Source organism: Vibrio sp. MED222 (assembly GCF_000153005.1).
GTDB lineage: Bacteria > Pseudomonadota > Gammaproteobacteria > Enterobacterales > Vibrionaceae > Vibrio > Vibrio tasmaniensis_A.
Window position 1 is genome coordinate 625,114 of sequence record NZ_CH902606.1, and the last position, 26,770, is coordinate 651,883.

The following is a 26,770-nucleotide window of genomic DNA, read 5'->3' on the forward strand; positions in this document are numbered from 1 at the left end:
TTAAATTAAGAGCACACTTTGGTCCAACTGCCGTCACTACCCGGCTCGGCACTTGTCCACCAGTTTGCTTGGTAAACACTACCGTTATGAACCACTTGGTCGCCCGTGTTTGCGTGGCTTGGGTTACCCGCCCAATCTTTCTGAGGTAAGTCGGGATATACAGCTAAACCCGCAGTATCGCATGTACCTGGGTTGGTACCGCCATCACCAGGATTACCGCCACCAGTACTGATATCACCCAGTGGTAGATCCGGCTGCTCAAAGCTAAATGCATAATCGACACTATTCACATTCACTGTATAGTTTGCAGGGCCAGAAATTGGCAAGTAATAAACCATATCGAGTTCATACACACCACCAGCAGGAAGCTCTTTCCATGCAGGTAATGTAAACGCTACTCTGTGCATCGGACCATCTAGACCACCAATATTATTGGCACGAGTGTGACCAGAAGCAATCACAGACAAACCACCGCCCGATTGATCTTTTGCGTTATCAGGTGCAGACACTGGGATATCGAACTGGAACTCAGTACCACCAGGAAGCGCTTGACCTGTATTGTTTGTAAACGTGATCTTAGGGTTAATTGGATAGTTTTGATCACCGACTTTGAAGCCACCTACAGAAACAGTAATATCTAATGCTTCCGTTGGGATAGCACCCGTTGCAACCTTGTTTCCATATGGAGTAGCTGACTTAAACTTATCGTAGATAGCTTTCGTCATAGTGTTACCCATATGGAACTCACCGTTTCCGCTATTACACGCCTGTTCGGTTGTATCGATTGAAGTTCGGTTACCGTTCGCATCGAGTACGTAACAGTTGTAATCCCCTGCTAGTTCCCAGAACATGATGCCACCGATTTCTTTGTCGATAACGTAATCGGCTTTCACATCGATAGAATCTTTATCTTCCGTTGAAAGGAATACGCCCTTCTCTGCGTTCCACAACCAAGGAGCAACAGCCACGCTGTCATAGTTACGCGTGTAAGTCCCCATTAGAACATCTGAAGGATCGTTAACAGGATCAAGCTTGTAAGCTGCTGCATAAGAACCCCAAATGCCTTTCTCTAAGTTCTTCGCATGCCACATTGGGTTTGAACCTGCACCCATTTCGTTGCCTTTCGGATCAGTATCGTGCCACATGTTATCGATACCAATTGCGCCATGGCCACAGTTGTTCTTCTCGCCTTCACCAGTACCTGCTGAACATTCAGCTTGGTTTGGCAGTGCTGCTCGGCCCCAAAGACCATTCTCACCACCAGTTACACCTTGCCAACCACGTGTGTAGTAAGGCACACCGATGTTAATACGACCTGCTGGCATAGAACCACGGAAGTAGTGGTAGGCCCAATCCGTATTCAGGTAACCGATACCGCCGTAAGCCGCTGTGCCGTATACGTTCCACTGTGCTAACTCTGAATCTTTACCTGTATCAAACAACGCAGCGTTATGGCCTACGTGATCGTTCCACGCACCGTGAAGGTCATAAGACATGATATTTACGTAATCGAGATATTTGGTTACATCGAATGTTTCCATACCACGCAGTAGGTAACCCGAAGAAGGCGCCGCGATCGTTAACATGTAGTGATTGCCATCTTGCGAAGAGGCTGCATCAAGCTTCTCACGCAACACTTTCATCAACACTTGGTAAGAAGCCCATAGGTATTGACGACGTGGTTCCATAAAGTCTTTATCGTACGGATTACCTGCGCCCGCCATTGACGTCGGGTATTCGTAATCGATATCTAGACCATCGAACTGGTATTTACGAAGCATTTCAACCGCTGAAGTTGCGAATGTTTCGATACCTTGATGGTTAATAGAACCGTCAGCATTGGTCGTCATGGTATAGAAACCACCATCAGCCACTCGGCTACCATCAGTGGCGAAGTGGCCACCGGTCTCCGCCCAACCACCGATTGAGATTAAAGTCTTAACATCGTGTTTTTTCTTCGCTGTCGCTAATGCACCGAAGTGACCTTTGAAGCCTAATGCTGGGTCAACTTCCACGCCCGGCCACTCTTTACCAACCGCTGCGTTGTTCGGATCGTTCACATCACCCACGTTTACTTTGCCATCTGAGCCGATGCTCACGAAAGCGTAGTTAATGTGTGTGAGTTGTTCCCAAGGAATGTCATTTACTAGGTAAGCAGCTTGTGGGTCATCCCCTGCACGCCAGCTGGTGAAGTAACCAATGACACGACGTGGGTGATCCGCGCCCATTTTCTCACGGCCTTCATCATCGTAAATCGTACAATAAGGAACATCGACACCTTGAGTTTGATACAAGCCATCAGGTCGACAAGTGCTCACCGTTGGTACGCCATTCACCGTCAAAGAAGCCAGCGCTGAATCTGTCGTTGCGCCTTGATTGTCAGTCGCTTTTGCGTAAACCGCTAAAGAACCCGCTTGAGTGGTTGTGTAGTTAAGCGTGTATGGGCTTGTCGCAGCCGTTCCGACTAAAGAACCTGCCACATAAAAATCGACCTTATCAACCGTACCATCGCTGTCTGTTGCCGTTGCGGTAAGCGTTACCACACCACCAACATCAACCGAAGATGCAGAAAGCGCAACCGATACTGTCGGCGCTTCATTTCCAGGTGTAACTGAATCGACAGAAATAGAGACCGCGCTCGCTAAGCTAGCCGCGCCTTCATTGTCTGTAGCAACAACCGAAACCTGATGGCTACCAGACGTTGCAGCCCAAGCCGCTTCGAAAGGTGCAGCTGTTACAACCGCAACTGAAGTTCCATCAATGAAGAATTCAACCGAGGTAACACTGCCGTCAGAATCTAGCGCCGTTGCACTCAACACCACGTTATCGCCTTCAGTGATTATGTCAGAGGCTGATGGAGTCGTTAACGAAGCCGTTGGCACTTCATTGGGCGTACCACCACCGCTACACACATCAACCTTCTTCCATTGTGCATGGTCACCTTCGAATTGGTTTGGGTTGTTATTTTGATTCCAATAATTGGCTTTGTAAGCACTACCGTCATGTGAAACTTGATCGCCGCCGGTGTAAACCGTGGCAGGATCCCACGCTTCTAACGTTGAGCAATCCACAGCCGCATAGCTATTGAAAGCCATTAAGCATGACGCAGTGAGAGTACTGAGTGTAAAAACCTTTTTGGCCACTCTTCCTTGATTTAGGTGCATGTTTGCAGTCCCTTAAGTTGTTGTTTTAAGATATTTAAAGTAAATGACACTTTTTTTGCCACTTAAATTTCTTCGCAAAACAACTGTAGGTAACAGTGCCAATTAAACACCTAAAATATTCCTTATTTATAAAATGACTCGCATTAATTTGTTTATAGCATGCAATGACTCGACACTTATTTTGCACCAACAACTAATATTAATTTATTTCGCAAAGCTAAAAAAATAGTGTCTCAAAATTTAGAAATATGATTTAGATTCGATGAGAATTCGTATCAAAACTAACCAAAAAGTAGGGAATTAGGGGCGATTTGAGATTATTTTATGAAATTGCCCACTTTTGGATAACAAATATGTTAGTATCAGCGGCTTTTTTGACGAGCCTCACATTTTTATCCGAATGTGGGAGAAATACATAGGCTTGAAAGAGCCAAATATAGCGAAGAAATAATGTCCAACTTGACGCAAGTCGCCAACGAAAACATCAACGCAGAATCTACTTCTATCGATTTCAATAGAGCTCAATCTTTGGGTGAAAAACTGGAACTCGGAAACCCAGTCTTTTGGCTGAGTGGCAGTTTCCTGACCCTCTTTGTCATCCTTGCTTTCACCAACACCTCCGTATTGTCCGAACTTGTCAACATCGGCTTTAGTTACTCAACTAAATGGTTCGGTGCTTTCTGGCAAGTCCTACTACTACTCAATTTCATTATCGGTTTAGTGCTTGCACTAAGTCGCACAGGCCATGTTCGTTTAGGGAAGCTTGCCCTACCAGAAATGACCACGTTTAAATGGATGTCTATCGTCCTATGTACACTCCTTGCGGGTGGTGGCGTGTTCTGGGCAGCTGCAGAGCCAATTGCTCACTTTGTTTCAGCTCCACCGCTGTATGGCAATGCAGACCCTCAAGCGATGGCATTCAATGCACTATCACAATCTTTCATGCACTGGGGTTTCCTTGCATGGGCTATCTTAGGTGGTCTCTCTTCGATTGTGCTTATGTACTTGCACTACGAAAAAGGCCTTCCTCTTAAGCCACGCACCCTGCTTTACCCAGTACTGGGCGACAAGGCAATCAACAGTTGGATTGGTAACGTCGTTGATGCGTGCAGCATTGTGGCAGTAGCCGCAGGTACAATCGGCCCTATCGGCTTCCTTGGCCTACAGATCAGCTATGCGTTGAGCGAGCTGTTTGGGATTTCTGATAGCTTTGCTACCCAAAGTGTCGTTATTCTATTCGCTATTGCAATGTATACGCTGTCGGCATTAAGTGGTCTAAGTAAAGGCATCCAACTGGTAAGCCGTTACAACATCATCTTATCGGTGTGCCTAATCGTTTACATTCTCCTTGTTGGCCCAACCAGCTTTATCATTGATGGTTACCTACAAGGCATCGGTGAAATGGTCGACAACTTTATCCCAATGGCGCTATACCGCCAAGATACTGCGTGGCTAGGTGGCTGGACTGTATTCTTCTGGGGTTGGTTCTTAGGTTATGGCCCAATGATGGCGATCTTCATTGCTCGTATCTCACGTGGCCGAACTATTCGCCAAATGATCGTTTCTATCAGCATCGTTGCACCGCTTGTGACTTGTTTTTGGTTCAGCATTGTTGGTGGTAGTGGCTTAGCGTTTGAATTAGAGAACCCAGGCGTAATATCTAGCGCATTCGAAGGTTTCAACCTTCCAGCTGTACTACTAGCTATTACTTCGCAACTACCGTTCCCGACTCTGATTGCAATCCTGTTCCTTATCCTGACGACCACGTTCATCGTGACCACAGGTGACTCAATGACCTACACCATCAGTGTAGTAATGACTGGCACAACAGAACCTAACTCAGCAGTTAGAACATTCTGGGGCGTCATTATGGGGGCAGTGGCTATCGCGCTTATCTCAATGGGCTCTGGCGGCATCTCAGCTCTGCAGTCGTTCATTGTGATCACTGCCGTTCCTGTTTCGTTTATCTTGCTGCCATGTCTATGGCATGCACCGAAGATCGCGAAGCAGATGGCAAGAGATCAAGGCCTCGCTTAATACCTAATCCGATTTAGTTTCGGATAGCGTAGAACACTAAAAAGCCACTCAAGTGATTCACCTGAGTGGTTTTTTTATCTGTTCGCTGTCGACTTTATTAATAGTTATGTCTACTAGCGCTTGTATCTACCGAGATTTCGGCTTATTGAAACTTTTCACCAGCAGCAACCATGAATGACATCTCAACCAATAGTTCAGGGTTAGCGAGTTCTGCTTTCACGCACGCACGGCTTGGCGCGCAGCCTTCAGGGAACCACTCTTCCCACACTTCATTGAGTGCATCAAAGTTAGCGAAATCCGTTAGGTAAATAGTCACTGACAATACACGAGATTTATCGCTGTCTACCAAACTCATCATTTCTTCAGCTTGTTCGAAGATTTGCTGAACCTGACTCTTAATTCCTGCCGTTGTATCCGTCTCTGGTACTTCAACAAAGCTTGCAATACCGTTAAACACAGTCACATCAGACCAACGCTTGGTCGGGTTAATTCTATGAATTTTCACTGGTTATACTCTTCTTATAATTAGGGTGCACATCAGCGTAATCTAATCCAAATTCCTAACATTGAAAACAAAAATTAGAAAGCTCGTAGTACCGGCTAAACAGCACTATCGCCAACCTATGACTTTGGTGTTCAACATCACTAGCCTACGCATTAATATCAAAACAATAAATCACCATCTATTGAGTTTCTAGATAAATATATTAAGTATTACTCTCAACGCGAAATTTAATCTGAACTCTTGCGGTCATATTCAGAGATTTTATTAAATGGAGTACTTTTATGCATGTTCAAACCTATGATTTAAAACAGAGTAACGTCGGATACAGCCTAGGCGTGATTGGTGTAGCATTAGTGTTAGCTTGGATTGGTATTTACAAGTTTACGCCAACTGAAGCGATGCTAATTGAGCCTTTAATTGCAAACCACCCAGCAATGAACTGGCTTTACAAACTGTTCTCAGTACAAGCTGTCTCTAACATGGTGGGTGGCGCGGAAATCGTTGTTGCGATTGGACTGCTCGTTGGATTTAAGAAACCGACAATTGCTTTCTATTCAGGTATTGCAGCAGCGGCTATCTTTGTTGTGACACTGAGCTTTCTAGTCACCACGCCAAACGTTTGGAAAGTATCGGATGGCATCTTAGTCACTAACTTCTTCCTAGTGAAAGATATTCTGTTTTTGGCTATCGCTATTAGCGTAATCGAACGTAACAAGCCTCAGAAGTAAATGTAAATCTAATAAGTGGCCGTAAACCTAAAGATCTATTTTAAGTAACATAAAACCATAAGCTGGCTAGAAGGACGCTGCCAGCTTCTAATGAATAAGGCACTGATACTCACCTACTCAGCTAATACCTTACGATAATAATTAGCGTCTTGATTTTGCCCTTTGAATAACGCGTAATTCTCTACACGCTCAACTAAGCCAAAACCGGCCTTGGATAAAATCTTGTTGGAACCAACATTACCCCCTAACGCATAGGCATCCACATATTTAAGGGAAGAGTGCTCCGCCAAATAGATAAGTAACTTCCTCACCGCGTTAGACGCAATGCCTTTAGAACTAAAGGAGTGACCCACTCGATAGCCTAGCTCTCCTCGTTCTCCGTGTTCGTCGATGTCACGTACATTAATCCTACCGCAGATAATCCCTTGTTCATCTTTTATCAACATAGGAATCATCTCATCACTTTCATATTCCGCTAAAAAACTAGCAATCTGCTTCTCTACACCTGAAAGTGAATAAAAACTTTCTTCCCGTGGTGGTACAGACATCTCGAACCAATCTCTATTGTCTACTTCAAATTCCAAGAGCGCCCTAGCATCACTTGTTTGAAGTAAATGCAAAAATACATCCATACGAGTACTCCCAATGGTTATTTCGAAAGCCTTGCCTACGATTGAAATTCGAGTACCCAAATCTCTGAGTAAACGGTACGTCACTACTTATTTCAGAGTTAGCAGCTGAAAGTGAGGTTCTAGTGGGCATAGGAAGATATTTTTTAATAGAAGTGAATGGGGCGTGACATTTAAGCAACCCACCCCATCAATTATATACATACTTAACGACTACGGTTTACTCGATACTACCCAATTAGTTCCGTCAGTACTTTTTTCGTATACAGAAGTTTGATCTGACGATGTTATTCTTCGTGAATATGTCGTCGGAGATGCACGAAAGAGTGTTTTCCAATAGGTGATTTCTTTACTCTGATCATTAACTATCTTTGACCGTATGACCTTAGATGCGTCACCTAATTCATTACTAGAGTAATCTTTATATCTACCCATAATGTTTGTTTTGATATTTTCAGTATCTAAACTATTTAAATGACTTTTAACATTAACGACTGTCGATAATCCAAAGTCATCGCCTTTTCCAAAAGTATGCTCATTCCAGTCGACATAAGTACGATTTAATTGTTCTTTGATGCTCTTGTTATATTTCCAAGTTGAAGTAGTTCTAGAGACTATTTTATTTGTTAGATCCAGAGATTGACAATTTACTAAGTTATGTATATTACCATCGTAGGCAATGTTAGATAGTACATTATCAAATTTATCATCTTTAATAATGATTTTCTCTGTGAATGTACACCCCGGACGGATGCTGCTATTAAAGTTGTTAATACTAGCAATATCAAAAGTATTGTTGTAAACACCCCACTGAGTTGAAAGGTTAACCGATGTGGACTCAGACAACACTTCCACCTCTGTTAACAAATCATCGCTCATTTTTGTGGTTGTTTGCTTTGCTGATTGATTAGTACCTAGAGAAGAAATATAAACCTTTTTATACCAATTCCTAGCGCCGTTTTCATCTTTGAAGTAGTAATGAACTTGCACATAGCTATTGGGGTTGGTTTGTTGTAAATCTTTTGTATCTGTGAACGATTTCTTTAGACCTGTTACGATATTTTGGGCCTTTAAGGCAAGGTCACTATCTTCGGATGCAATAAAGTCACCATAAATTTTAGCCTCAGAAATATTATATGTGCGAATTGTTTCTGTAAGAGCATGCTCTAACGCTTGAGCCTGTTTAGTTTGTTTTTCTATATCGCTCATTAGATCCTGACACGTATAGTTACTTTTACCATTACTGGTTTCTACTGTCGCCCATAAAGATGAAGTTAAAGGGGTGATAAAACGGTTTTTGAAATCGACCTGTTCTTTAAATTCAGGGGGTAAGACCATACGATAAGCATTTTTTACAGGCCCCAAATCTTCATCAATAGCGCCAACAGGAACATCTACTATCGTTGGAGCATAACCAAGGCATTTATCTTGGGTTTCATTTAGGTCAAGCTCATAACTACCACCTTTTGTAGTTAAAGCTCTAGGTTCAGTGTTTGCGTTATACTTACCATCATTATTTATATCTAGAAAAACGGTAGCGCCTACAATATAACCATCGATTACTTTTCCAGTAGCTTTTTTGTGAATTGTCGGATTACTCCCACCATCACCGCCACCACCACAAGCTGATAAAGCCAGAACGCACAAAATTGGTATCATCATTTTCATTTAAATGGATCTCTATTATTTGTTGAGATTTAAAAATATTAAAATAGTAATACTCTTAAATTAGTTAACGAATTCGATTTTGTTTAATGTCATTTACAGCCCTTCACATATTATTGCCCATACATATATCAACCTGTTTTCACATTGCTAATTAACCTTCTTGGTTTGGAAAAGTGAAAGCCTTGGAATAAGATGTTAGATTTTTTTGGAAGTAGTCGTAGATGTTGAGGATTTTCAACGCCTTCGACAATCAAGGTTACATCAATACGCTCAGATAGCTTAACCATAAACTTAAGTGTCTCATTGGCCACAATATCTTCCTGACATTTTTGTAGTAACGACTTATCTAGCTTAATAAAATCAAAATATTTTTCTGATAAAAGGTTAAAATTGGAGTAACCACATCCAAAATCATCAATAGCAAATCGAAAACCTGCCCCTTTAAGAGCAATTATATTTTCTTTAGCATAACTATGTAAAAGACCCTCACTATATTCAACTGTTTCAAATATTATCTTACTTCTTAACTCTGGAACTAATTTGGTTAATTCCATTACATCATCATAAAAGTCAACGATACTTAAATCTGCATGACTAATGTTAACACTGATATTAGGAAGTGTATCTTGAGTGTTTTTTGCGTATTCAATTATTTTTTTAAAAATTATAATGGTTAATGAGTAATGTAGGTGCGGCTCCGTTGCCAATAATGGCATAAATACACCAGGACCTCCGAACTCTGTGCGTTTCCACCTAAGCAATATTTCCCAAAGGTACTCTTTAGAAGTATTCATACTATAAACGACGGGTTGATAAAAAAGCTCGAACTGAGTCCCTCCCTTTTTTATATCGTGATGTAAAGCTTGGATTACCGAACGGGTTCTAACGTTTTTTTCATAGTCATTAATGTTATATATGTAGACACCATCAATAGATTGAAGTGACTTTTTAACACTGTAAGCCATTCTTCTAAACAACTGATTTTTATCTTGGGGTTTATCAAAATTAGATAGGATCATGCTAGCAAGAGAATAATCAAAAGTTAGGGTTTTATCGCCTACTTTCTTTTCATGAGGCAAAGAGAATTGAATTTTTTGTTGCTGCTCAAGGATTTTTTTTTCTTCCCAGGGAGTATCGCTTTCAAATACAAGAACAATGTATTTGTCTTCAAACAAACCGATAACCCTTGGTGAAAGTGTCTCACTTAGGTAGTGATGTAATTCTGTTTTAACTATTCGACTAGTTTTTGAATCGAAAAACTTATAGAAATCTGCAGATCTCCCAACACAGATTACATGCATGATCTTGTAGGTACTTCTGTTTGTTCTTAATAATTTTTCTTGAATATAGTTGATGTTAGGTAAATCTGTTTCTTCACAGAAAAAACGTTTGAGCCTTTGTTTATTTTGTTCTCGTTCAAGTCTTTGCTGAACAAAAGATAGCTTTTTTTTACCTTCCGACGACTTCAGATGAAATGATGTGCATATTATTAGTAATGTAATAAAAAACAGACAAAGTAAATTAACAGTAGACAACACGGCACCCCGAATAAAGTGATATGCATCGCATTTTGCGATGCAACAGAATGATTGTATTCTTACTTATGAGACTCACACAAATAAAAACAAATCTGACCACTTAATAGTCATCTACTTGAATTGAGTGTAATTGTGCAAATTTATAAATATCATGCACGAAAACACCACTAACCGCATATTGTACATCCCGTAATATCCCGACAACTTCATCACATAATAGCCACCAAATTACGCCACAGTGCCATTTCAGGGGGGTAATGATTGCATCGCTTTTTTTAGTATTTATTTACGCTATAAAAAACTGACAGTGATCGCGATATTTAATGGGGAGGAATTGAAATCAGCAACTTTATCTGGGTTACATCACTACATACCCTTGATGAAACCAATCTGTTTGGAAGTGAAACAAACCATAAATTTAATCAAATGCACGCTAGAGGGTAAGTTAAGTCCTAACGCAAACACCTAATCCTAACCTCAACTATCTGAATAGATGGGAAATCTCAATTGAAAGGAGAACAGGACATTTTGATGGATAAAACTAAATAAAAGAGGGAGTCGTTCTGTATAATTAACTGAACAATAATTGATGATGGGGAAACTAACGAAGAGTCATAGTTCGTAGCGACGTAAAGTCGTCAACAGCTAACGTTGTTGTAGGTATTAGCAGAATCATCCAGTACGAATCAGCACTGAGGTAGTAAAGCTACATAAAGGCTGGTCAAGGCAATCTGCAATGAATGGTTTAGTGTAATTACACTAAGTTACTGTCGAATGGGTAGTCGCTGGATATATTTGGCCAGTATTACTGTGAGTTTGCCAAATCATCGGTAGAAGATAACGCAATTAAGGTTACTATGTTTATCTCGGTACCTCTGATTATTTTAGCTTTCACAACAATTCGGCTATCAGTATCCTGTAATAAGTTATCTCAATGGCCTGTACGCTTTCAAGTCAATAAAACAACCCAACCAACACGACTGACAACAGTACACCGCCGATAAAACTCGGGCCGTGGAATGGCCTAGCTTTAGATTTAACGTACTCTTTCTTAAGGTCTTCTTGGTAAGTTTTAACGGCGAGTTCTTTTACGTAGTTATTTTGCATAGTAAGCTCCTTCTTATTGGGTAAGAGAAGCTTAAGACTTGAAGTTAGGTTGAGGTAAATAAAAATTTTGCATTAATTGATTACTTCGGGATTGTTACTCTAAAATGACTCTGAACACATCATTGTTCACACCGCCAACATCCACTAACTCTCCCGGCTTCATAAGAAGTAAGGTGTTTAATTGGCGCTTTGAACGTGGTGCTCTATTTTCTCTGATCACTAACATATCAACTAAGTAACCTGAGTTTTGCTTTGATAGTGAGCCCGAGAAAGTAACACTCTCTCTTCTATCGGCTAGAACCGAATTAAATGTTTTATCTTCTAACACACCCGCCGAGATCGACGTCTCACCATAAAAAAGCGTGATAGTTGTTGGGTCGAGTACCAACTCTTGATTGGACGAACACCCTACTAGGGTAAGGTATAGCAGTAAAATGGCCCGAAATTGCATAAACTGGTTTTCTTTCTTACGTTAAGCATCTGTTTTTCATATTAAGACACTTCGACTCAATAAGCACCATATGTCGAGTGTAAGCTTAATTGTATCGCTTCGAATAAGTTATGTAGCGAGGCTTGGGATTGGCAGTATCTGTGGTGAGTTAGCAGATCAGACCGCCGGCTTATGTTTCGACTCAATGTTTAAGAGCTAAAGCCGAGATCTGATCGCTGTTATTAGGAAAGGTTACAACTATGTTTAAGCAATAACATCTTGTGGTGGTGTACCTTCGCAGTTGGAAACGACTGCATCAATTTGAATTAGAGCATTCATAGGAATCTCTGAAACCCCAACCACCGTTCTTGCCGGTAATTCAGCATTAAAGAATGTTGTGTAGACCTCGTTCACTGTATCAATGTCTGAAACATTTTTAAGCTGAATATTAATTTTCACAGTATCGTCCATACTATGATCAACACTTTCAATGATCGCCTTAATATTTTGTAAACATTGTTCCGCTTGCTCTTTTACACCACCAGCAACCATTTCATTTGTTTTCGGGTCTAAAGGTAATTGGCCTGAAATATGATTGTAGTGAGAGAAAGCAACGGTGTGCGAATAAGCCATGAAAGGGGCATCGACAGTATTATTAGCTTCAATAACCAACAAGCGAGTGTCTTCTGGTAATTGCGGCGGTGTACCGTCGCCATGTGAAACGGATGTATCAATTTGAATTAAAGCGCCCATTGGTAGTTCAGCAGCATTAACAACCGTTCGCGCTGGTACATAACTTGGGAAGAACTTAGCGCAAACTTCATTTACCTTTTCTGCATCTTCAACATTTTTAAGGTAGATAGTGGTTTTAACCACATCATTCATGACATGACCGATACTCTCTAGAATCGTTTTAATGTTTGCTAAACATTGTGTCGTTTGCTCTGTGATACCACCTGAAACCAACTCACCTGTATTTACATCGATAGGCAATTGAGCTGAAAGGTTGTTGTAGTGAGAAAAAGCCGCTGTCTGCGTCGATACAGCACTTTGAGGCGCATTATCTGTATTTCTTGAGACCTTAACTAGTGCGCAAGGTGCTTGTGGTTTAGTACCTTCGCCGTTCGAAATAAGAGCATCCATTTGAACTAAAGCGTCACTGTTCGGTAGCGCAGCTACACCCACGACTGTACGTGTCGGCAGGCTGTTGTTGAAGAAGCTTGCGTAAACCTCATCAATAGCATCGATATCAGAAATATTCTTAACGAAAATATTGATCTTTACGACATCATCCATAACATGGTCAATGCTTTCAACAATAGATTTAATATTACTCAAGCATTGTGCTGCTTGGTCTTTAATATCTCCAATAACTATTTCACCTGTTTTAGGGTCAACAGGCAGTTGAGCAGAAAAGTTATTATAATGAGAAAAAGCGACCGTTTGTGTAGATACAGAATTAATTGGTGCATTTTCAGTATTTCTTGAAATTTTAATGATATCGCTACTCATCGGAATTATCCTTTTAATAATATAGGAATACGTATTTATATTTAACAATCGTATTGGAAAGAATGATTAAAGTAGCGCCATGTTAAGTGAATTATTTTAGGGTAAACGTGATATACATCAGACTCTCAGTTGACTATAAATCAGCAAGTTACAGGATAATTAGTCATCAAGCGACTAATTATCCGTCACATTAGGCTTTATCAACTGCTAAATTCTCTTTAATTTTAAGTCTATTCAATAATCCTGAATACTCTCTCAGGTAATTGAAAGGATAATTACCAAAATTTAGATGATATTTGATAGGTTGTTCACACTAAAACTCCGTTACTAGCTAGGTTAGTAACTTTATCCCTTATACCCGTGCATAAACTCTTAGGCTATTTAATTAATTATTTTCGAGAGCTTATTTTATATAAGTACGTTAATAATATATTCGAGAATCAAATACCTACAATCTGACAATGCCTATGATTAGATACATTTACTCATATAATTCAACAAATATGAGACTCAGGGGGATGACATGAGAAGTATGGTGTTCAGCCAAGACATGGGCTTTCAGGAATCACGATGGCATCAACGAAGAGCAATCGACACCATAGCTTTTGGCACCATAGCTCTCAACACCATAGCTCTCAACAGATAGTTTCGTTGAAAGAAGAGCTAAACCGCTCTTGGAGTGGTATTGAAGTGGCGCTTAAATTCGCGACTGAATTGGGATGGGCTCGAGTAGCCGACTCGGCGAGCAGCATCGCTGATTCGTAAGCCTTCTAGTTGAATCAGTTCTTTGGCTTTGTTGAGTCTTACCTTCTTCAAATATTGAAGAGGAGATTCAAAGGTGACATTACGGAATGCATTGTGGAAGGCAGACACGCTCATGTTGGCTTCGTCGGCAAGCGATTGAACAGTGATGGTTTGGTCGTACTCTTCATGCACTTTAGACAGCGCTTTAGCGACACGTGCGTAATGGCCGTCATGATGAGCTAAATCAAACAACACACGCCCTTCTGAACCGGTTAGGGCGCGGTAGACAATTTCGCTGACCATGGCATCGCCCAATATATTGGCTTCAATGTCACAATGTAGAGTTTTGACCAATCGAGTAAAGCTCTCCAGCATTTGCTCTTCCATTGGCGTCGATTCTAAGCCGCTCGAATTCTGCTTGTGCTTGTTGCAGTAGCTCTCTAGAAAGCCTTGGTCTTCCAGCTTTTTGACTAAGCTGTGCAAGCGCTGAGAATCGATGCTTATCGACAAACCAAGCAATGGTTCGCCATTTACAGGTAAGGCTTCACACTCCAATGGCATTGGCACGCCTACCACAAGATAATCACCAGCAGCGTAAGTAACGGGTCTATCGCCAATATAGATGTTCTTTTTGCCCTGCCCGAGCATGATAATACCCGACTGGTAAGTGAATGGCTGACGTTGATTCCCGCCACTGCTTCTATACAACCACACACCGCCAATTTCAGTTTCTCTGATCCCTTCGAGATCATCCCAACCTTTGTGTTCTACATAAGACTGTAACAACTGCGCGAGTGTTTTCATAAGTGGCGACTTTCCATTCCAAGTGCTAAGAGTAAGTAAGCTAAAGCAGAGAAAGAATATCAACTTTGTAGAAATAGGCAATTTATTTGGAGAATCAGCTCTTCATCACCCTAGATTACTGTACTAATATGCAAATATAGAAATTGAGCAATCAAATAAAATAACAAATTGAGCTTTACACAAGGAATCTCTAATGCAATTCACTTATGTTAACCCTACAGTTATCCACTTCGGCCAAGGCCAAATCAACGCTATCAACCAAGCGGTTGATACTTCGAAGAAAGTACTAGTCATCTACGGTGGCGGTTCAATCAAAAGCAACGGTGTTTACGACCAAGTTGTCGCTTCTCTAAAGGATCACGCTTGGATTGAGTTCGCTGGTGTTGAAGCTAACCCAACCAAAGAGACGCTAGATAAAGCCGTCGCTCTTGTTAAAGAAGAAAACGTAGAGTTCATTATCGCTGTTGGCGGTGGTTCAGTAATCGACGGTTCTAAGTACGTTGCTGCGGCAGCTAAATACGACGGCGACGGTTGGGATATCCTAGCGGGCAAACACCAAGTTACTGAAGCAACCCCTATTGGTGCTGTACTGACACTCCCTGCGACAGGTTCTGAATCTAACATGGGTGCTGTAATCACTCGTAAAGAGACTCAAGAGAAACTGGCGTTCATGAACCCTGCAGTACAACCTAAGTTCGCGGTTATGGACCCAGACGTAATGAAGTCTCTGCCAGAGCGCCAACTGATCAACGGTCTAGTTGATGCGTGGGTTCACGTATGTGAGCAATACATCACAATGCCAACAGACGCGATGGTTCAAGACGGTTACGCAGAAACACTGCTTAAGAACCTACTTGTACTGGGTAAGCAATACGACGAGCGTGACAACGACGCATGGCGTGCAAACCTAATGTGGACTGCAAACCAAGCGCTTAACGGCCTGATTGGTACTGGCGTTCCTCAAGATTGGGCAACACACATGATTGGCCACGAATTCACAGCACTATGGCACGTAGACCACGCACGTTCTCTTGCGATTGTTCAACCTTCACTACTTCGTAATCAAATCGAAGCGAAGCGTGGCAAGCTAGAGCAAATGGGTCGCAACGTATTTGGCCTAGAAGCGGGTGCTGATTTAGCCGAGCGCACTATTGCTGCAATCGAAGCCTTCTACCACAGCCTAGACGTTGCAACTATGTTCGACGGTTACGAAGCAACGAAAGCGGCAGCAATCGACAACGTTGTTGCTCAACTTGAATCACACGGTTACCTAGAGCTTGGCGAGAACAAAGCAATCACGCCTCAGAAAACACGCGAGATTCTAGAGTCTGCAATTCAATAACAGTCAAAATTAGAGCAAGGAAAACAAGGTTCTAAAGAAAATCACCATAATCTAAAAATTTATTCCGTGAAACTGAACCAAATTCTTTGCCTTTGCGTATATCCTCAAGCAGCGTCCAAATCAGGCGCTGCTTTTTAATTAGCCCTACAAGATGCTATTAAATTCTCATAAGTCCTTAATTTAATGTGCAATCATATTTCTATATTGTTAAGGTAAACCTGTCTCTTTATTAGGTATGAACAACGATTTGAACAATCTCAAGGAAATGGTTAAGTTTAAGTCACTTAACAAGTGGTATGGTGATTTTCATGCCCTAAAGGATATCGATTTAAAGATTGAACAAGGAGAGATACTGGTGATTTGCGGGCCATCAGGTTCGGGTAAATCAACTTTAATCCGTTGTATCAATCAGCTAGAACCTTTCGAAAGTGGCGAGCTTTGCGTGTTAGAACAAGTACTTCCGAGTAAATTCAACACACCTGGCCAAGTCGGAATGGTGTTTCAGCATTTTCATTTATTCCCCCATCTTACCGTGCTTGAAAACCTGACTCTGTCTCCAATACGTACGCTGAAAAAAAGCAAACGAGAAGCCGAGAAGCTTGCAATGCACTATCTCGAGCGCGTACACATCGCTGAACAAGCCAACAAATACCCAGTACAACTTTCTGGCGGTCAGCAACAACGTGTAGCTATCGCCCGTTCGCTGTGCATGAAGCCTGAATTACTGCTTTTTGATGAACCGACTTCAGCGCTTGATCCGGAGATGATCAACGAAGTGCTCGACGTGATGGTTGAACTGGCGAGCGAAGGTATCACCATGGTGTGTGTGACCCACGAAATGGGCTTTGCGAAACAAGTGGCCGACCGCGTTATCTTCATGGATGAAGGACAAATTGTGGAATCGAATACGCCACAAGCGCTCTTTGAAAACCCTCAACATGAACGTACTCAAGCGTTCCTAAATCAGATCCTGACTTATTGATGTTGATTCGAATTATTAAACCCGCCCTATCTGCTTTGGTACAGATTGTTGTACTGGTGGCTGCTGTTGTTTGGATTCTCGACTCTGGTGCACAAACCATGGGATACAGCTGGCAATGGGAGCGTGTGCCGGACTATATTGCTTTCTATGAAGATGGTGAATGGTGGCCTGCAGAATTAGTTGAAGGGCTACTGGTTACCATCAATATCTCTTTGATTTCTTTGGTTGCTACGCTGATCATTGGTTTAACGACAGCACTATTGAGAAACTCAAATTCTGTGGTTGGACGCACCTTAGCCACCAGCTATGTTGAGTTAATTCGTAACACGCCGTTATTGGTACAAATTTATTTGCTCTATTTTGTATTTGGCCCCGTGTTAGGGCTGGATCGCTTTAGCACTGCCGTTTTAGCCTTGGCACTTTTCCAAGGCGCTTACACCGCCGAGATATTTCGTGCCGGTTTAAATGGTATTGCGAGAGGGCAATTTGAAGCAGCTCAATCCTTGGGCTTATCAAAGACCTATACTTACTGGGATGTGATTCTTCCTCAGGTGGTGCAACGTACCTTGCCACCTTTGACTAATGAAGTGATCTCTCTTATTAAAAACTCTTCAATTGTGAGTGTCATGGCTATTTTTGACCTGACGACTGAAGCCAGAAACATTGTTTCTGAAACCGCGATGCCATTCGAGATTTGGTTCTCTGTGGCGATCATTTATCTTGCTCTTACACTTTCACTTTCTGCCGTTGCTGCTTGGCTTGAGCATAAGCTCGGGGCTAACTGGCGAACACAATAAGGATTTATCAGCATGAAGCTATTTAAAACCGCGATTACAGCCCTACTTGCGCTTGCCGTAAGTTTGCCTGCACTTGCTTCTGAAACGCCTAACCTCGATAAAATCAACGAACGTGGCTCACTGCGCGTTGGGATGTCGACATTTGTTCCTTGGGCGATGCGTAACAAACAAGGCGATCTCGTTGGCTTTGAAATCGACGTGGCGAAACGCCTTGCCGAAGATTCTGGTTGGAAAGTCGAATTTGTACCTACGGCATGGGACGGTATTATCCCTTCTCTATTATCGAAAAAATTTGATGTAATCATCGGCGGTATGTCTATCACTGAAGCGCGAGCTAAAAGCGTATTGTTCACTGAACCTTACTCGCACTCTGGCGTTCAACTGGCGGCTAACAAAGAGCTAGCGGAAGGTTTTACTCAGATCTCTGATTTTGATTCTCGCCGCGTAAAAATTGCAGCACGTCGTGGAGCATTCACGGTTCAAGTCGCTCGTGAAACCTTCCCTAAAGCGAAAGTTCTACAGTTCGATGACGATGCTCAAGCATTCCAAGAAGTGTTAAACGGCAACGCGCACGCGGTTATCGCGTCTAGCCCGAAACCAGAACACGAAACGATCAAAAATGCAGACACGCTATTTATTCCATTTGAAGAGCGTCTATCAAAAGGTAACGAAGCATTTGCAGTTCGCCTAGGTGAAACTGACAAGGCAGAATTCTTCAACGAATGGATCAAAGCACGTACTGAAGACGGTTGGTTGAAAGAGCGTTACGAGTACTGGTTCTCTACTCTAGATTGGCAGGACCGGATTGCTCAAGGTCAGTAATCTGAACTTTTGCTAGTGAATCGAGGCAGTGCGTTGTCTGCACTGCCTCGATTCGGCAACTTGATTCGCTTTAATGATGATCTAAAACTCAACAAAACAGCCTACTAATTATTATTGTTTAAACAGGAATGACGTGAGTAGTACTAGCGCATTAACAACACCTAAGCCCAACGTTTATATGAAGCCTTGGTATCAACGCCTTAACCTTTTGGATGGCGTGTTACTCGCTGTCATTTGTGTGTTTGCAGGCTGGCTTTATTATCGTTCTGCTGTTGGTATCAACTACCAGTGGCGCTGGGAAGATGCGTTTACCCTAATTTTCATTCCACCTTCTCAAGGCAGTATTCCCTACTTCTTCCAAGGCTTGATCGCTACACTGCGCTTGAGTGTCTGGAGTATGGTGTTAGCACTCTCTTTTGGCACATTGTTAGGTGTAGCAAGACACTCAAAGATCGCTTTCTTCAAAACACCGGCACTGATTTTTATCCAGTTGGTTCGAAATATTCCGCCACTGGTGTTTATCTTCATATTCTATTTCTTCGTTTCTAACCAACTGATTCCATTACTTGGTTTAGAAAGTATCTTACGTGAACACAATGGCGAGATTAACGCTGTTCAAGCCTTTCTGTTTGGTCCTGCTAACCTTTGGGAAAACTTAGCGTCTGGTGTTATCTGTATTGGTTTGCTCTCTTCGGCTTACATTGCGGAAGTGATTCGAGCGGGTTTAGAAGGTATTCCTAAAGGCCAATGGGAAGCGGCCGATTCGCTTGGCTTGTCTGCATTGTCTAAGTATCGATTTGTGGTTGGCCCACAAGTATTAACGGCCATCACCCCACCATTGGCAGGCCAAGCAATCTCCTTGATTAAAGACACGTCGATTGTGTCTCTGATTTCGATCCAAGAGATGACGTTTGTTGGTACTGAGATGGCAAACTCATCGGGGTTGATCTTCGAGATCTGGCTGATTGTAGGCTTCGTATATTTTGCTTTATGCTTTGCGCTTTCGCGTCTGTTCAAAGTGATTGAACAACGTTCTAGTGTTTACCTTAACCATCAGTAACGTCATTAATTAATAGTACCGACTCGCCCGACCATTCCTTTCCCTTATCAAGTTCACCTGATTGTTTTAAGCTATTGACCAATCGGGATTTATCCCTTCATATTTCTTCTTAGAAACACAGCGAAATACTCGTCTAATCACTATACTTGAAGTATCGAACTACGTTGATTCTTCTCAAGGACATCACTCAGCATGGACAATCATAAAGAAAGAGCTTTTTACGCCGTTGTCGGCGCATTGGTTGGAGACGCCGCTTCCATGGGGTTGCACTGGCTGTATGACCAAGAGAGGATCTTACACGTGGCTGGTTTCGAGCCAGAATTTCGCTCACCGAATCAGTTCGATTATCAAGACAAAGGCTACTTTGCGCACCAAGGAAAAACGTCCGGTGAGCACTCGCAATACGGTGCTCAGTTATTGGCGATGGTCGATAGTTTAGTCGACAACCAAAAATACGATGAAGCGAGCTATATTCAACATTTCCGCAAATGGTTTGATTTCGGTGGTAGTTGGCAAGGCTACATTGATAAAGCGACGCGCATGAGCTTGCTGAACATCCATCAATTAGAACTAGAGGGCGCCCCGATTACTGCCTGTGGCGCAGACGATACGCAGCTCCCCGCAGTTTCAAAGATCATTCCATTAGTAGCCTGTACTTATACCTCTCACACCTTACCAGCGATGGTAGAGAGCGCGGTACGAGTGACCAACAACAACGACAAAGCCGTGGAATGGGCGCAAGCCATCACCCTGTTGATTCAAGCAGCGATTCAAGGCAACTCACCATTACAGTCCGTAGAAATGGTGCGACAAACTTGCAGCAGATTTATACATGATCAAATCGATGAAGCATTGGCTGAACCTGAGCTTTCAATAACAGATGCCGCGAAGAAGTTTGGATTGCATTGTGAACTGAGTGCCGCATTTCCCTTGCTAATTCGCATCATTGCGGGTGCTCAGAGCTATAAACAAGGTATTCGAGACAATATCTTATGTGGCGGTGACAGCTGCGGGCGTGCGATTGTGATTGGCGCGGTATTAGCGGCGTGTTTCTACGAAGAAGACGGAGCGATTCCAACAGAATGGCTGAGCCAAGTAGAACTCAATTGTGGTGTGCTGTCTTTGCCTATTGAGTGATTCCCACAATAACAAATAAGGCGAAAGCGCCTCTCGACTCCTTGCTCGAGAGGCGCTTTTCTTTTCACTAGAATGACTTAAACGGATAACTTCAATTTCGAGCAATACCCCTTCCGGATCTCTACGACCGCCAGTTTATTGCGCTAACCAAACCTAAACGCTAAAGCCTTCTCTAGAACTGATAAGCAGCAGAAAGCTTGTAGTTACGGCCTGGTTCATAGTCATCCAAGGTAAAGCCTCTTGCCGTACCTGAACGAGAAGCGTGTGAGGTGTATTGCTCATCAAACACGTTATCGATACCAAAGGTGACAGACAATCCATCAAGATTCGATGGCACCCACTGAGCAAACAGGTTATGAACGTCATAGCCTTCTTTTTTCGGCTGACCATCGAATACGTTGTCTTCGTCTTTAACAAACATCGAATTCCAACCAAAGATAGTCTCAAGCGCTTCAGACTGATAATCGAGTGTCAGCGTAATGCTGTCACCCATATCAATACTTCGACCATTGCCACCTGCGACTGCACCGCCTGTATCTTTATTTTTAGTCTCTAAAAGCGCATAGGACAGCTTACTGTTAAACATCTCGTAGCCATAAGATAGGCTCGCCTCGAAGCCCTTTATCTCAACGTCACCTAGGTTATAAATCAAATAACTCTTACTTGCACGTTGATACTTTTCGGCAATATAGTCATCAATATTAGTTTGGAATACTGTCAGGTTGGCACCAATAAAGTGATTATCCAAGCGCTTATCGAAACGGACACCACCTTGCGTGTTCTGCCCTGTCTCAGCCTTCAGATCGTTAGCCAAATAAGCGACATCTTGGTAAGCAATAAAGCTCTCCATCAACTCCGGGCCTTTGAACAACGAACGTGTACTCGCGAACAGCGTCCAATCTTGAGTAACATCCCATTGAGTGGCCAACGACCAAGTTACATCGTCAAAATCTTCGCTACCAACTTCTGCTTTACGTTGGTAATCATCAAAACGAAGCCCTGCCGTGACCGAGAATGCTTGAGTAAAGTAGAACTGATCTTCAACAAAAAGGGCTGTAGAGATTGCTGACTCGTCCATAAACTTGCTGCTGCCGTAATAGCTGCTCGATGACTTGTCCATATAGTCAAAGCCATAAGTCGCGATGTTATCAAACGACATCAGGCGATAATCGGATTGGAACTTTGCGTTGAGACCAAAGTTTTGGTTTTTAGCCGTGTTTTTGGATAAGCGATTAGCAGGCCAACGTGGTGCCATAACACTTTCATCTCGCTGAATCTCAGTTTCCGTGTTGTATAGAGTCACGTTACCTTGATGACTTTCACCACGCAGCTCATAGCTGGCCGTGATGGTGTCACGGTTGTAATCGGTGGGAATGAGGATGTTTTTAGACAAACCCACGTTCGTACCACCCGACATATCAGGGCGTGGGCTGTAATCACCGTTATCACGGTACATATCATAAGAGAGTTCAAAACGGTGTAAGTCACTTGGCTCAAAACCAATCTTACCTAGAATATTGTATACATCCCCTTCTGAGCCAAAGGTTTCAGTGCCATCACCATCTTCAAAGTTGTCACGGCTCATGTAATGACTGTAAAGCATGGCATCGACGTTATCTGACAACAAACCATACACAGTAAGTGAACCTTGCTGGCTTGCATTCGTGGCATACCCGCCATAAACACGAGCGCCAAAAGTCTCGTCGTAGCGAAGTAGATCTTTGGCATCTTTGGTTTCAAACAGCACTGAACCGCCTAACCCATTTTGCGTCACCGAGTTGTTACCTACTTGGATATCAGCTGATTTCAATATGTCAGGGTTAAGAGTCAAATTACCAATATGATGGAACATGTTGGCGTGCTGAGAAGCGCCATCTAATCGAATGTCTAAGTCAGTTTCGCTTAGGCCGCGAATCGTAATTCGCTGGTTGATCGAGTGCGTTCCCCCAACATCAACACCGGGGATTTCGCGCAGCAAATCTGACATATGGTCAGCTTGCTTCAGTGACATGTCATCTGCAATGATCGATTCAGTGTTGCTTGAGACTTTCGTTCCCCAAACCACAACTTCATCGAAGTGCGATGTACTTTCTTCGGCCATAACAGAGCTACTAAACGTGCTGGCAATTGCGATATAGAGGGCTGAAAGCTTAATTGTTGATCTGACTGGGCTTTCCATAGATTCAATCCTAGATGTAAATGATAATAATTATCAATCATGATAGAGTTGTAACCTATAAATGCACAGATGATTTGCTTATGCAAAAACGCACAGCTGTTATGAGGAACGGTCAAATGAGTGAAGTAACGTCTAAACGGGCTAAAATTGGCAAAGTCACTCTGACTAAAAAGTTGGAGCAAACAGAAAAGCAGATTATTGTCACACAAGGTCAAACTACACAGACATCACTGGCTGAGGGGAAATTTCTTTCTTATCAATATAATGAACTAATATTTATCCACGGTGGCCGCTGTATTGAGCTCGTCGATACTAAGATCATCTCTACCGCTCACGCTTCAGTTCTGATCACCATTCTTTTGGAAGGTAAGCTGTCATTTGGTTACGATGATCTCGAATTTGATCTCGATGCCACTCATCAACCTCAAGGTGTGGTGGTCAACCTCACTAAACCCGCCAATTTCCGTCGAGTGATGACAGCAAGCAATAAACTCAATAAGATTAATATCTTAGTCAAACCAAAATGGTTCGAATCTCGAGTAACCGAAGAGTGTAAATGCCGAAATTTCATCAATACACATAATGCCAACTTCCAATTAGAAGTGACGGAAGAAATCTGGAAGCTTACACAAGACTTGACAACTTGCTCTTCACCCAATAACTTCCATCAGAAGTTGCATATAGAATCCTTAACTCAACAGATCCTTGAGAATTCGATGCATCAACTACCACAAACTTGCTGTCTGGCTTACCAAACTAAACCAAAAATAATAAAACCAGCGACACGTGTAACTAACATTGAACATCAAAGTTATGACGAACGAATTGAGGCTGTAATCTGCTTTATTGAAATTCATCTCGACCAAGAGCTGAGCCTAAAAATGCTTGCTGAGCATTTTTCGATGAGTGTATCTAATATTCAAAGGCGTTTTAAGCAGTCATACAACATGACAATCAACGGTTACATCCGTTTGAGACGATTAGAGATCGCACGCCAGCATTTAGAACGAGGGTTGGTTTCAATCACCGAGGCCGCCTATGAAGCGGGTTATCAGCACCCTTCTAATTTCACCAATGCTTTTAAGAAAACCTTCGGTGTGCCGCCACAAGACATAGCGATTAAGACTTAGTTACATTGATATAAAACTATTTGTTCTATAACTTTAAAAGGCTATATCTAACATCTGCTATGTTGGCCAGGTGACCGCCACATATAAACAAACTGGTCATTCTGCGAAGTAATTTCAAATCCAAACCTCAGATACAAATCTCCAACTCGATTACCTTGTAAATAGCATAGTTCGACGGGTTTATTGAGGCTGTCAGCCTTAGTTAAGCAATCAGCCTTAGTTAAGAAGTCTTTCAGTACTTGGCTACCAATTCCCTTTCCATGATACTCAGGCAGCAAGAAGAATCGGCAAAAATAGAAGTGGTCGCCTTTGTCTTGCAGCAACACACTGCCAATCGCTTTGCTTTGATATTCAATGATTTCAGGTCGTTCTTCTGCCCACTCTTCGGCGTGTATATCTCGTTGAATTTGCTCATCCCAGCCAAAAACAGCTTTGATTGGCTCAAATTCAGCCGCCTTTTTCAGCTCGAACAGAAATTCATAATCTGATGACTGAGCGGGTCTTGTCGAATACTTCAAAATATCTCCAACAATAATCAATGAACTATATAGCCAACGCTCGACTACTGCTTCTTAACGTACTTCGCTGTAACGAGCATTTCACCACCACCATCAAGCTTGCAATCTAACTGATGATCTTTGCCTTCATTTATTCGTCTGATTACCGCTTTAGTGCCGATTTTCAGTACAGAAGAACTGCCTTTAATTTTTAGATCTTTAATGAAGGTAACTTTATCGCCACTTTCCAATACAACGCCATTTACGTCCTTAACACGCGCGGCTTCTCTTTCTAAACGCTCTTCTTCTGGGTTCCACTCATAGGCACACTCAGGGCAGATTAGGTTGTTTTGGTCTGGGTAGACATATTCAGATTGGCATTGCGGACAAGGAGGTAAAGACATACGTTAATACTTCATTTAAATAAAATTTGCGTCCATTTTAATGACTCTTGTTAGGCTTAGCGAGCACAAATCGAACCAATTTTCAGTAGCGTAATTTAACTTAGAAAAGAGCAGTACCTAAAACGAACAAACACAGCCGCTAAGCTGTGTTTGTTTAAGGGCTTGGGAGGCGAAACGGATTAACGTTCGACTTTTGGTGAGTAAATCGAGTAAGCGGTGATTTGCCCTGCCACAATTGCAGAGAACATGAACAACGCCGACAAACCAATACTCGGAATAGGTAAAATCGATTGTTCAAACACCGACTGGCTGGCACTCACTAATACTCGACTACCCGGAACCAAGATGATGATCCCCTGCACGATATAAATAGAGCCCGTGAGCTCCATCTTCTTGGCAATCCAAGTCCCGTACAAAGTAATAAGAACCGTCGTAACCCAAGTACCGACAACCCAACCACTGTCAAAACCTAGATAGAACGGCCCCCACATACCCAGAACTGCCACTGGCAAGCCAAGTAAGATGTCTTTAGGACGCGCATTGAACATCACACCAATCGACACCGAGATCAACACCAAACCAGATATGTGCATCCATGTCGGAACCGCATTCGTATAGTCAATGGAGACCGCTTGTCCCCATATCGCTTCACCAATGTTGAGCCCCATAATAATCCCGACAAACAGCTTTATCAGGGTTAATGCGCTCTGCCCTAACAAACTGGTACCAGAGACGAGATCATTAAACGCCAAACATTCTAGTGCGTTGGCTATGGATAACCCGGGGACAAACAAGACAATCGAAGCGATACATAACGCCCACACCGGGATCGGCAACCCTGTGCTTGCCAAAAATGCCACGAAGATACCCGTTAATAGTGCCGAGATGAATTCAACCGCAATAGCGCGACGTGAATGAAGAACTTGCTGACATACCCAAACCATCAGACCCAGTAATGCAGAAAAGCCAACCGCTTCTAACGTACTGCCAATTAGCATCAGATACGCTGGCGGAATACCCATATTGGCCAGTGCCGTCACAAGTTTAGAGTAACCGACAGGCTCTGGCACAGGCTCACTGCTCGGTTGGTTAATACGAATGATGGTATTGGCCAACAAACTCAAGTTAATCGAAGCAGGCTTTAGACGCTTAAGAATAACGGCGTTGTTATCGTCTGGAAATTGATAATTAATCGCGGTTGGCGTTGCTTGGATCATCACATCAACACCATGCTTTTTTGCATAGAATTGGGTGTATTTCTCTAGCTTGTAAGGAGCACAACCACTGCGATGAAGAGTGTCACCAATTTCAACAATTTTGTTAATTCGGAACTGAGAAGGCATGGGAATTTTAGGGGAGACAAAATGTGCGGCAAATGTACCAAACGATAGACGTAATGACGAGAGTTTTGCATGAATTATCAACTAAATTCGTTACTTTTTCCTTCGAACGCTTAGAGGAGTCTATAACTCCACCCGCTTCGGATTCACTTGATGAATACTTTGGCAGACTGGCAAGTTAAAACAATGCATCCAGATTGTTATTAATGGGCAT

22 protein-coding genes are annotated in these 26,770 nt (G+C 42.5%); 9 read left to right on the forward strand and 13 right to left on the reverse strand.

What is annotated here, in order from left to right; all coding sequences use genetic code 11:
• Window positions 1–5 precede the first annotated feature (5 nt).
• Window positions 6–3,164 carry a chitinase C-terminal domain-containing protein gene (locus MED222_RS18755; RefSeq protein WP_032555055.1) on the reverse strand — a complete coding sequence of 1,053 codons (3,159 nt, stop codon included), beginning with the start codon at window positions 3,162–3,164 and terminating at the stop codon, window positions 6–8.
• Window positions 3,165–3,614: 450 nt separating this feature from the next.
• Between MED222_RS18755 and MED222_RS18750 the strand changes: the two genes are divergently transcribed.
• The gene (locus MED222_RS18750) at window positions 3,615–5,201 is read left to right on the forward strand and encodes a BCCT family transporter (protein ID WP_009845503.1); all 1,587 of its coding nucleotides are present in this window, start codon (window positions 3,615–3,617) and stop codon (window positions 5,199–5,201) included.
• Between the two features lie 142 nt (window positions 5,202–5,343).
• Here MED222_RS18750 and MED222_RS18745 read toward each other — a convergent pair whose 3' ends face one another.
• Window positions 5,344–5,706 carry a RidA family protein gene (locus MED222_RS18745; protein WP_009845504.1) on the reverse strand — a complete coding sequence of 121 codons (363 nt, stop codon included), beginning with the start codon at window positions 5,704–5,706 and terminating at the stop codon, window positions 5,344–5,346.
• 281 nt (window positions 5,707–5,987) lie between these two features.
• Between MED222_RS18745 and MED222_RS18740 the strand changes: the two genes are divergently transcribed.
• Window positions 5,988–6,434: a DUF417 family protein gene (locus MED222_RS18740; protein ID WP_009845505.1), complete on the forward strand. Its 447-nt coding sequence runs from the start codon at window positions 5,988–5,990 to the stop codon at window positions 6,432–6,434.
• 113 nt (window positions 6,435–6,547) lie between these two features.
• Here the strand turns inward: MED222_RS18740 and MED222_RS18735 are convergent, their stop codons facing one another.
• The 7 genes from MED222_RS18735 to MED222_RS18710 all read right to left on the reverse strand — a co-directional run bounded on the left by MED222_RS18735 (window position 6,548) and on the right by MED222_RS18710 (window position 14,866).
• Window positions 6,548–7,066: a GNAT family N-acetyltransferase gene (locus MED222_RS18735; protein ID WP_009845506.1), complete on the reverse strand. Its 519-nt coding sequence runs from the start codon at window positions 7,064–7,066 to the stop codon at window positions 6,548–6,550.
• Between the two features lie 210 nt (window positions 7,067–7,276).
• Entirely contained in the window at window positions 7,277–8,731 is a 1,455-nt protein-coding gene (locus MED222_RS18730; protein ID WP_009845507.1) for a hypothetical protein, read from the reverse strand.
• Window positions 8,732–8,859: 128 nt separating this feature from the next.
• Window positions 8,860–10,269: an EAL domain-containing protein gene (locus MED222_RS18725; protein ID WP_032555056.1), complete on the reverse strand. Its 1,410-nt coding sequence runs from the start codon at window positions 10,267–10,269 to the stop codon at window positions 8,860–8,862.
• 954 nt (window positions 10,270–11,223) lie between these two features.
• Window positions 11,224–11,376, reverse strand: coding sequence for a hypothetical protein (locus MED222_RS22405; RefSeq protein ID WP_009845509.1), 153 nt, complete (start codon window positions 11,374–11,376; stop codon window positions 11,224–11,226).
• A 94-nt stretch (window positions 11,377–11,470) separates the two neighbouring features.
• Window positions 11,471–11,827, reverse strand: a complete 357-nt coding sequence (locus MED222_RS18720; RefSeq protein WP_009845510.1) for a hypothetical protein — start codon at window positions 11,825–11,827, stop codon at window positions 11,471–11,473.
• Window positions 11,828–12,070: 243 nt separating this feature from the next.
• The gene (locus MED222_RS18715) at window positions 12,071–13,318 is read right to left on the reverse strand and encodes a RidA family protein (protein WP_009845511.1); all 1,248 of its coding nucleotides are present in this window, start codon (window positions 13,316–13,318) and stop codon (window positions 12,071–12,073) included.
• Window positions 13,319–13,981: 663 nt separating this feature from the next.
• On the reverse strand, window positions 13,982–14,866 hold the full coding sequence (locus tag MED222_RS18710) for an AraC family transcriptional regulator (RefSeq protein ID WP_009845512.1): 885 nt from the start codon (window positions 14,864–14,866) through the stop codon (window positions 13,982–13,984).
• Window positions 14,867–15,059: 193 nt separating this feature from the next.
• Here MED222_RS18710 and MED222_RS18705 point away from each other — a divergent pair, with 193 nt between their 5' ends.
• The 6 genes from MED222_RS18705 to MED222_RS18680 all read left to right on the forward strand — a co-directional run bounded on the left by MED222_RS18705 (window position 15,060) and on the right by MED222_RS18680 (window position 21,006).
• Window positions 15,060–16,208: an iron-containing alcohol dehydrogenase gene (locus tag MED222_RS18705; RefSeq protein WP_009845513.1), complete on the forward strand. Its 1,149-nt coding sequence runs from the start codon at window positions 15,060–15,062 to the stop codon at window positions 16,206–16,208.
• Between the two features lie 235 nt (window positions 16,209–16,443).
• Entirely contained in the window at window positions 16,444–17,190 is a 747-nt protein-coding gene (locus MED222_RS18700) for an amino acid ABC transporter ATP-binding protein (protein ID WP_012600470.1), read from the forward strand.
• Complete coding sequence (locus tag MED222_RS18695; RefSeq protein ID WP_009845515.1) at window positions 17,190–17,987, forward strand: amino acid ABC transporter permease; 798 nt, start codon at window positions 17,190–17,192, stop codon at window positions 17,985–17,987. The genes MED222_RS18700 and MED222_RS18695 overlap by 1 nt, the downstream gene beginning before the upstream one ends.
• Before the next feature lie 12 nt (window positions 17,988–17,999).
• Window positions 18,000–18,809 carry a transporter substrate-binding domain-containing protein gene (locus MED222_RS18690; protein WP_009845516.1) on the forward strand — a complete coding sequence of 270 codons (810 nt, stop codon included), beginning with the start codon at window positions 18,000–18,002 and terminating at the stop codon, window positions 18,807–18,809.
• Between the two features lie 133 nt (window positions 18,810–18,942).
• A complete protein-coding gene (locus MED222_RS18685; protein WP_032555058.1) occupies window positions 18,943–19,869 on the forward strand; it encodes an amino acid ABC transporter permease in 927 nt (308 codons plus the stop codon).
• Window positions 19,870–20,061: 192 nt separating this feature from the next.
• Entirely contained in the window at window positions 20,062–21,006 is a 945-nt protein-coding gene (locus MED222_RS18680) for an ADP-ribosylglycohydrolase family protein (protein WP_009845518.1), read from the forward strand.
• A gap of 172 nt (window positions 21,007–21,178) precedes the next feature.
• Here the strand turns inward: MED222_RS18680 and MED222_RS18675 are convergent, their stop codons facing one another.
• Complete coding sequence (locus MED222_RS18675; RefSeq protein WP_009845519.1) at window positions 21,179–23,185, reverse strand: TonB-dependent siderophore receptor; 2,007 nt, start codon at window positions 23,183–23,185, stop codon at window positions 21,179–21,181.
• 20 nt (window positions 23,186–23,205) lie between these two features.
• On the opposite strand from MED222_RS18675, the gene MED222_RS18670 reads away from it, so the two are divergent.
• Window positions 23,206–24,315, forward strand: a complete 1,110-nt coding sequence (locus tag MED222_RS18670; RefSeq protein ID WP_032555060.1) for a helix-turn-helix domain-containing protein — start codon at window positions 23,206–23,208, stop codon at window positions 24,313–24,315.
• A 47-nt stretch (window positions 24,316–24,362) separates the two neighbouring features.
• On the opposite strand, the gene MED222_RS18665 is transcribed toward MED222_RS18670, so the two are convergent.
• The 3 genes from MED222_RS18665 to MED222_RS18655 all read right to left on the reverse strand — a co-directional run bounded on the left by MED222_RS18665 (window position 24,363) and on the right by MED222_RS18655 (window position 26,559).
• Window positions 24,363–24,833 carry a GNAT family N-acetyltransferase gene (locus tag MED222_RS18665; protein WP_017101368.1) on the reverse strand — a complete coding sequence of 157 codons (471 nt, stop codon included), beginning with the start codon at window positions 24,831–24,833 and terminating at the stop codon, window positions 24,363–24,365.
• Window positions 24,834–24,877: 44 nt separating this feature from the next.
• Window positions 24,878–25,216 carry a zinc ribbon domain-containing protein YjdM gene (locus tag MED222_RS18660; protein WP_004731484.1) on the reverse strand — a complete coding sequence of 113 codons (339 nt, stop codon included), beginning with the start codon at window positions 25,214–25,216 and terminating at the stop codon, window positions 24,878–24,880.
• A gap of 179 nt (window positions 25,217–25,395) precedes the next feature.
• Complete coding sequence (locus tag MED222_RS18655; RefSeq protein ID WP_009845522.1) at window positions 25,396–26,559, reverse strand: threonine/serine exporter family protein; 1,164 nt, start codon at window positions 26,557–26,559, stop codon at window positions 25,396–25,398.
• Between the last annotated feature and the right edge of the window lie 211 nt (window positions 26,560–26,770).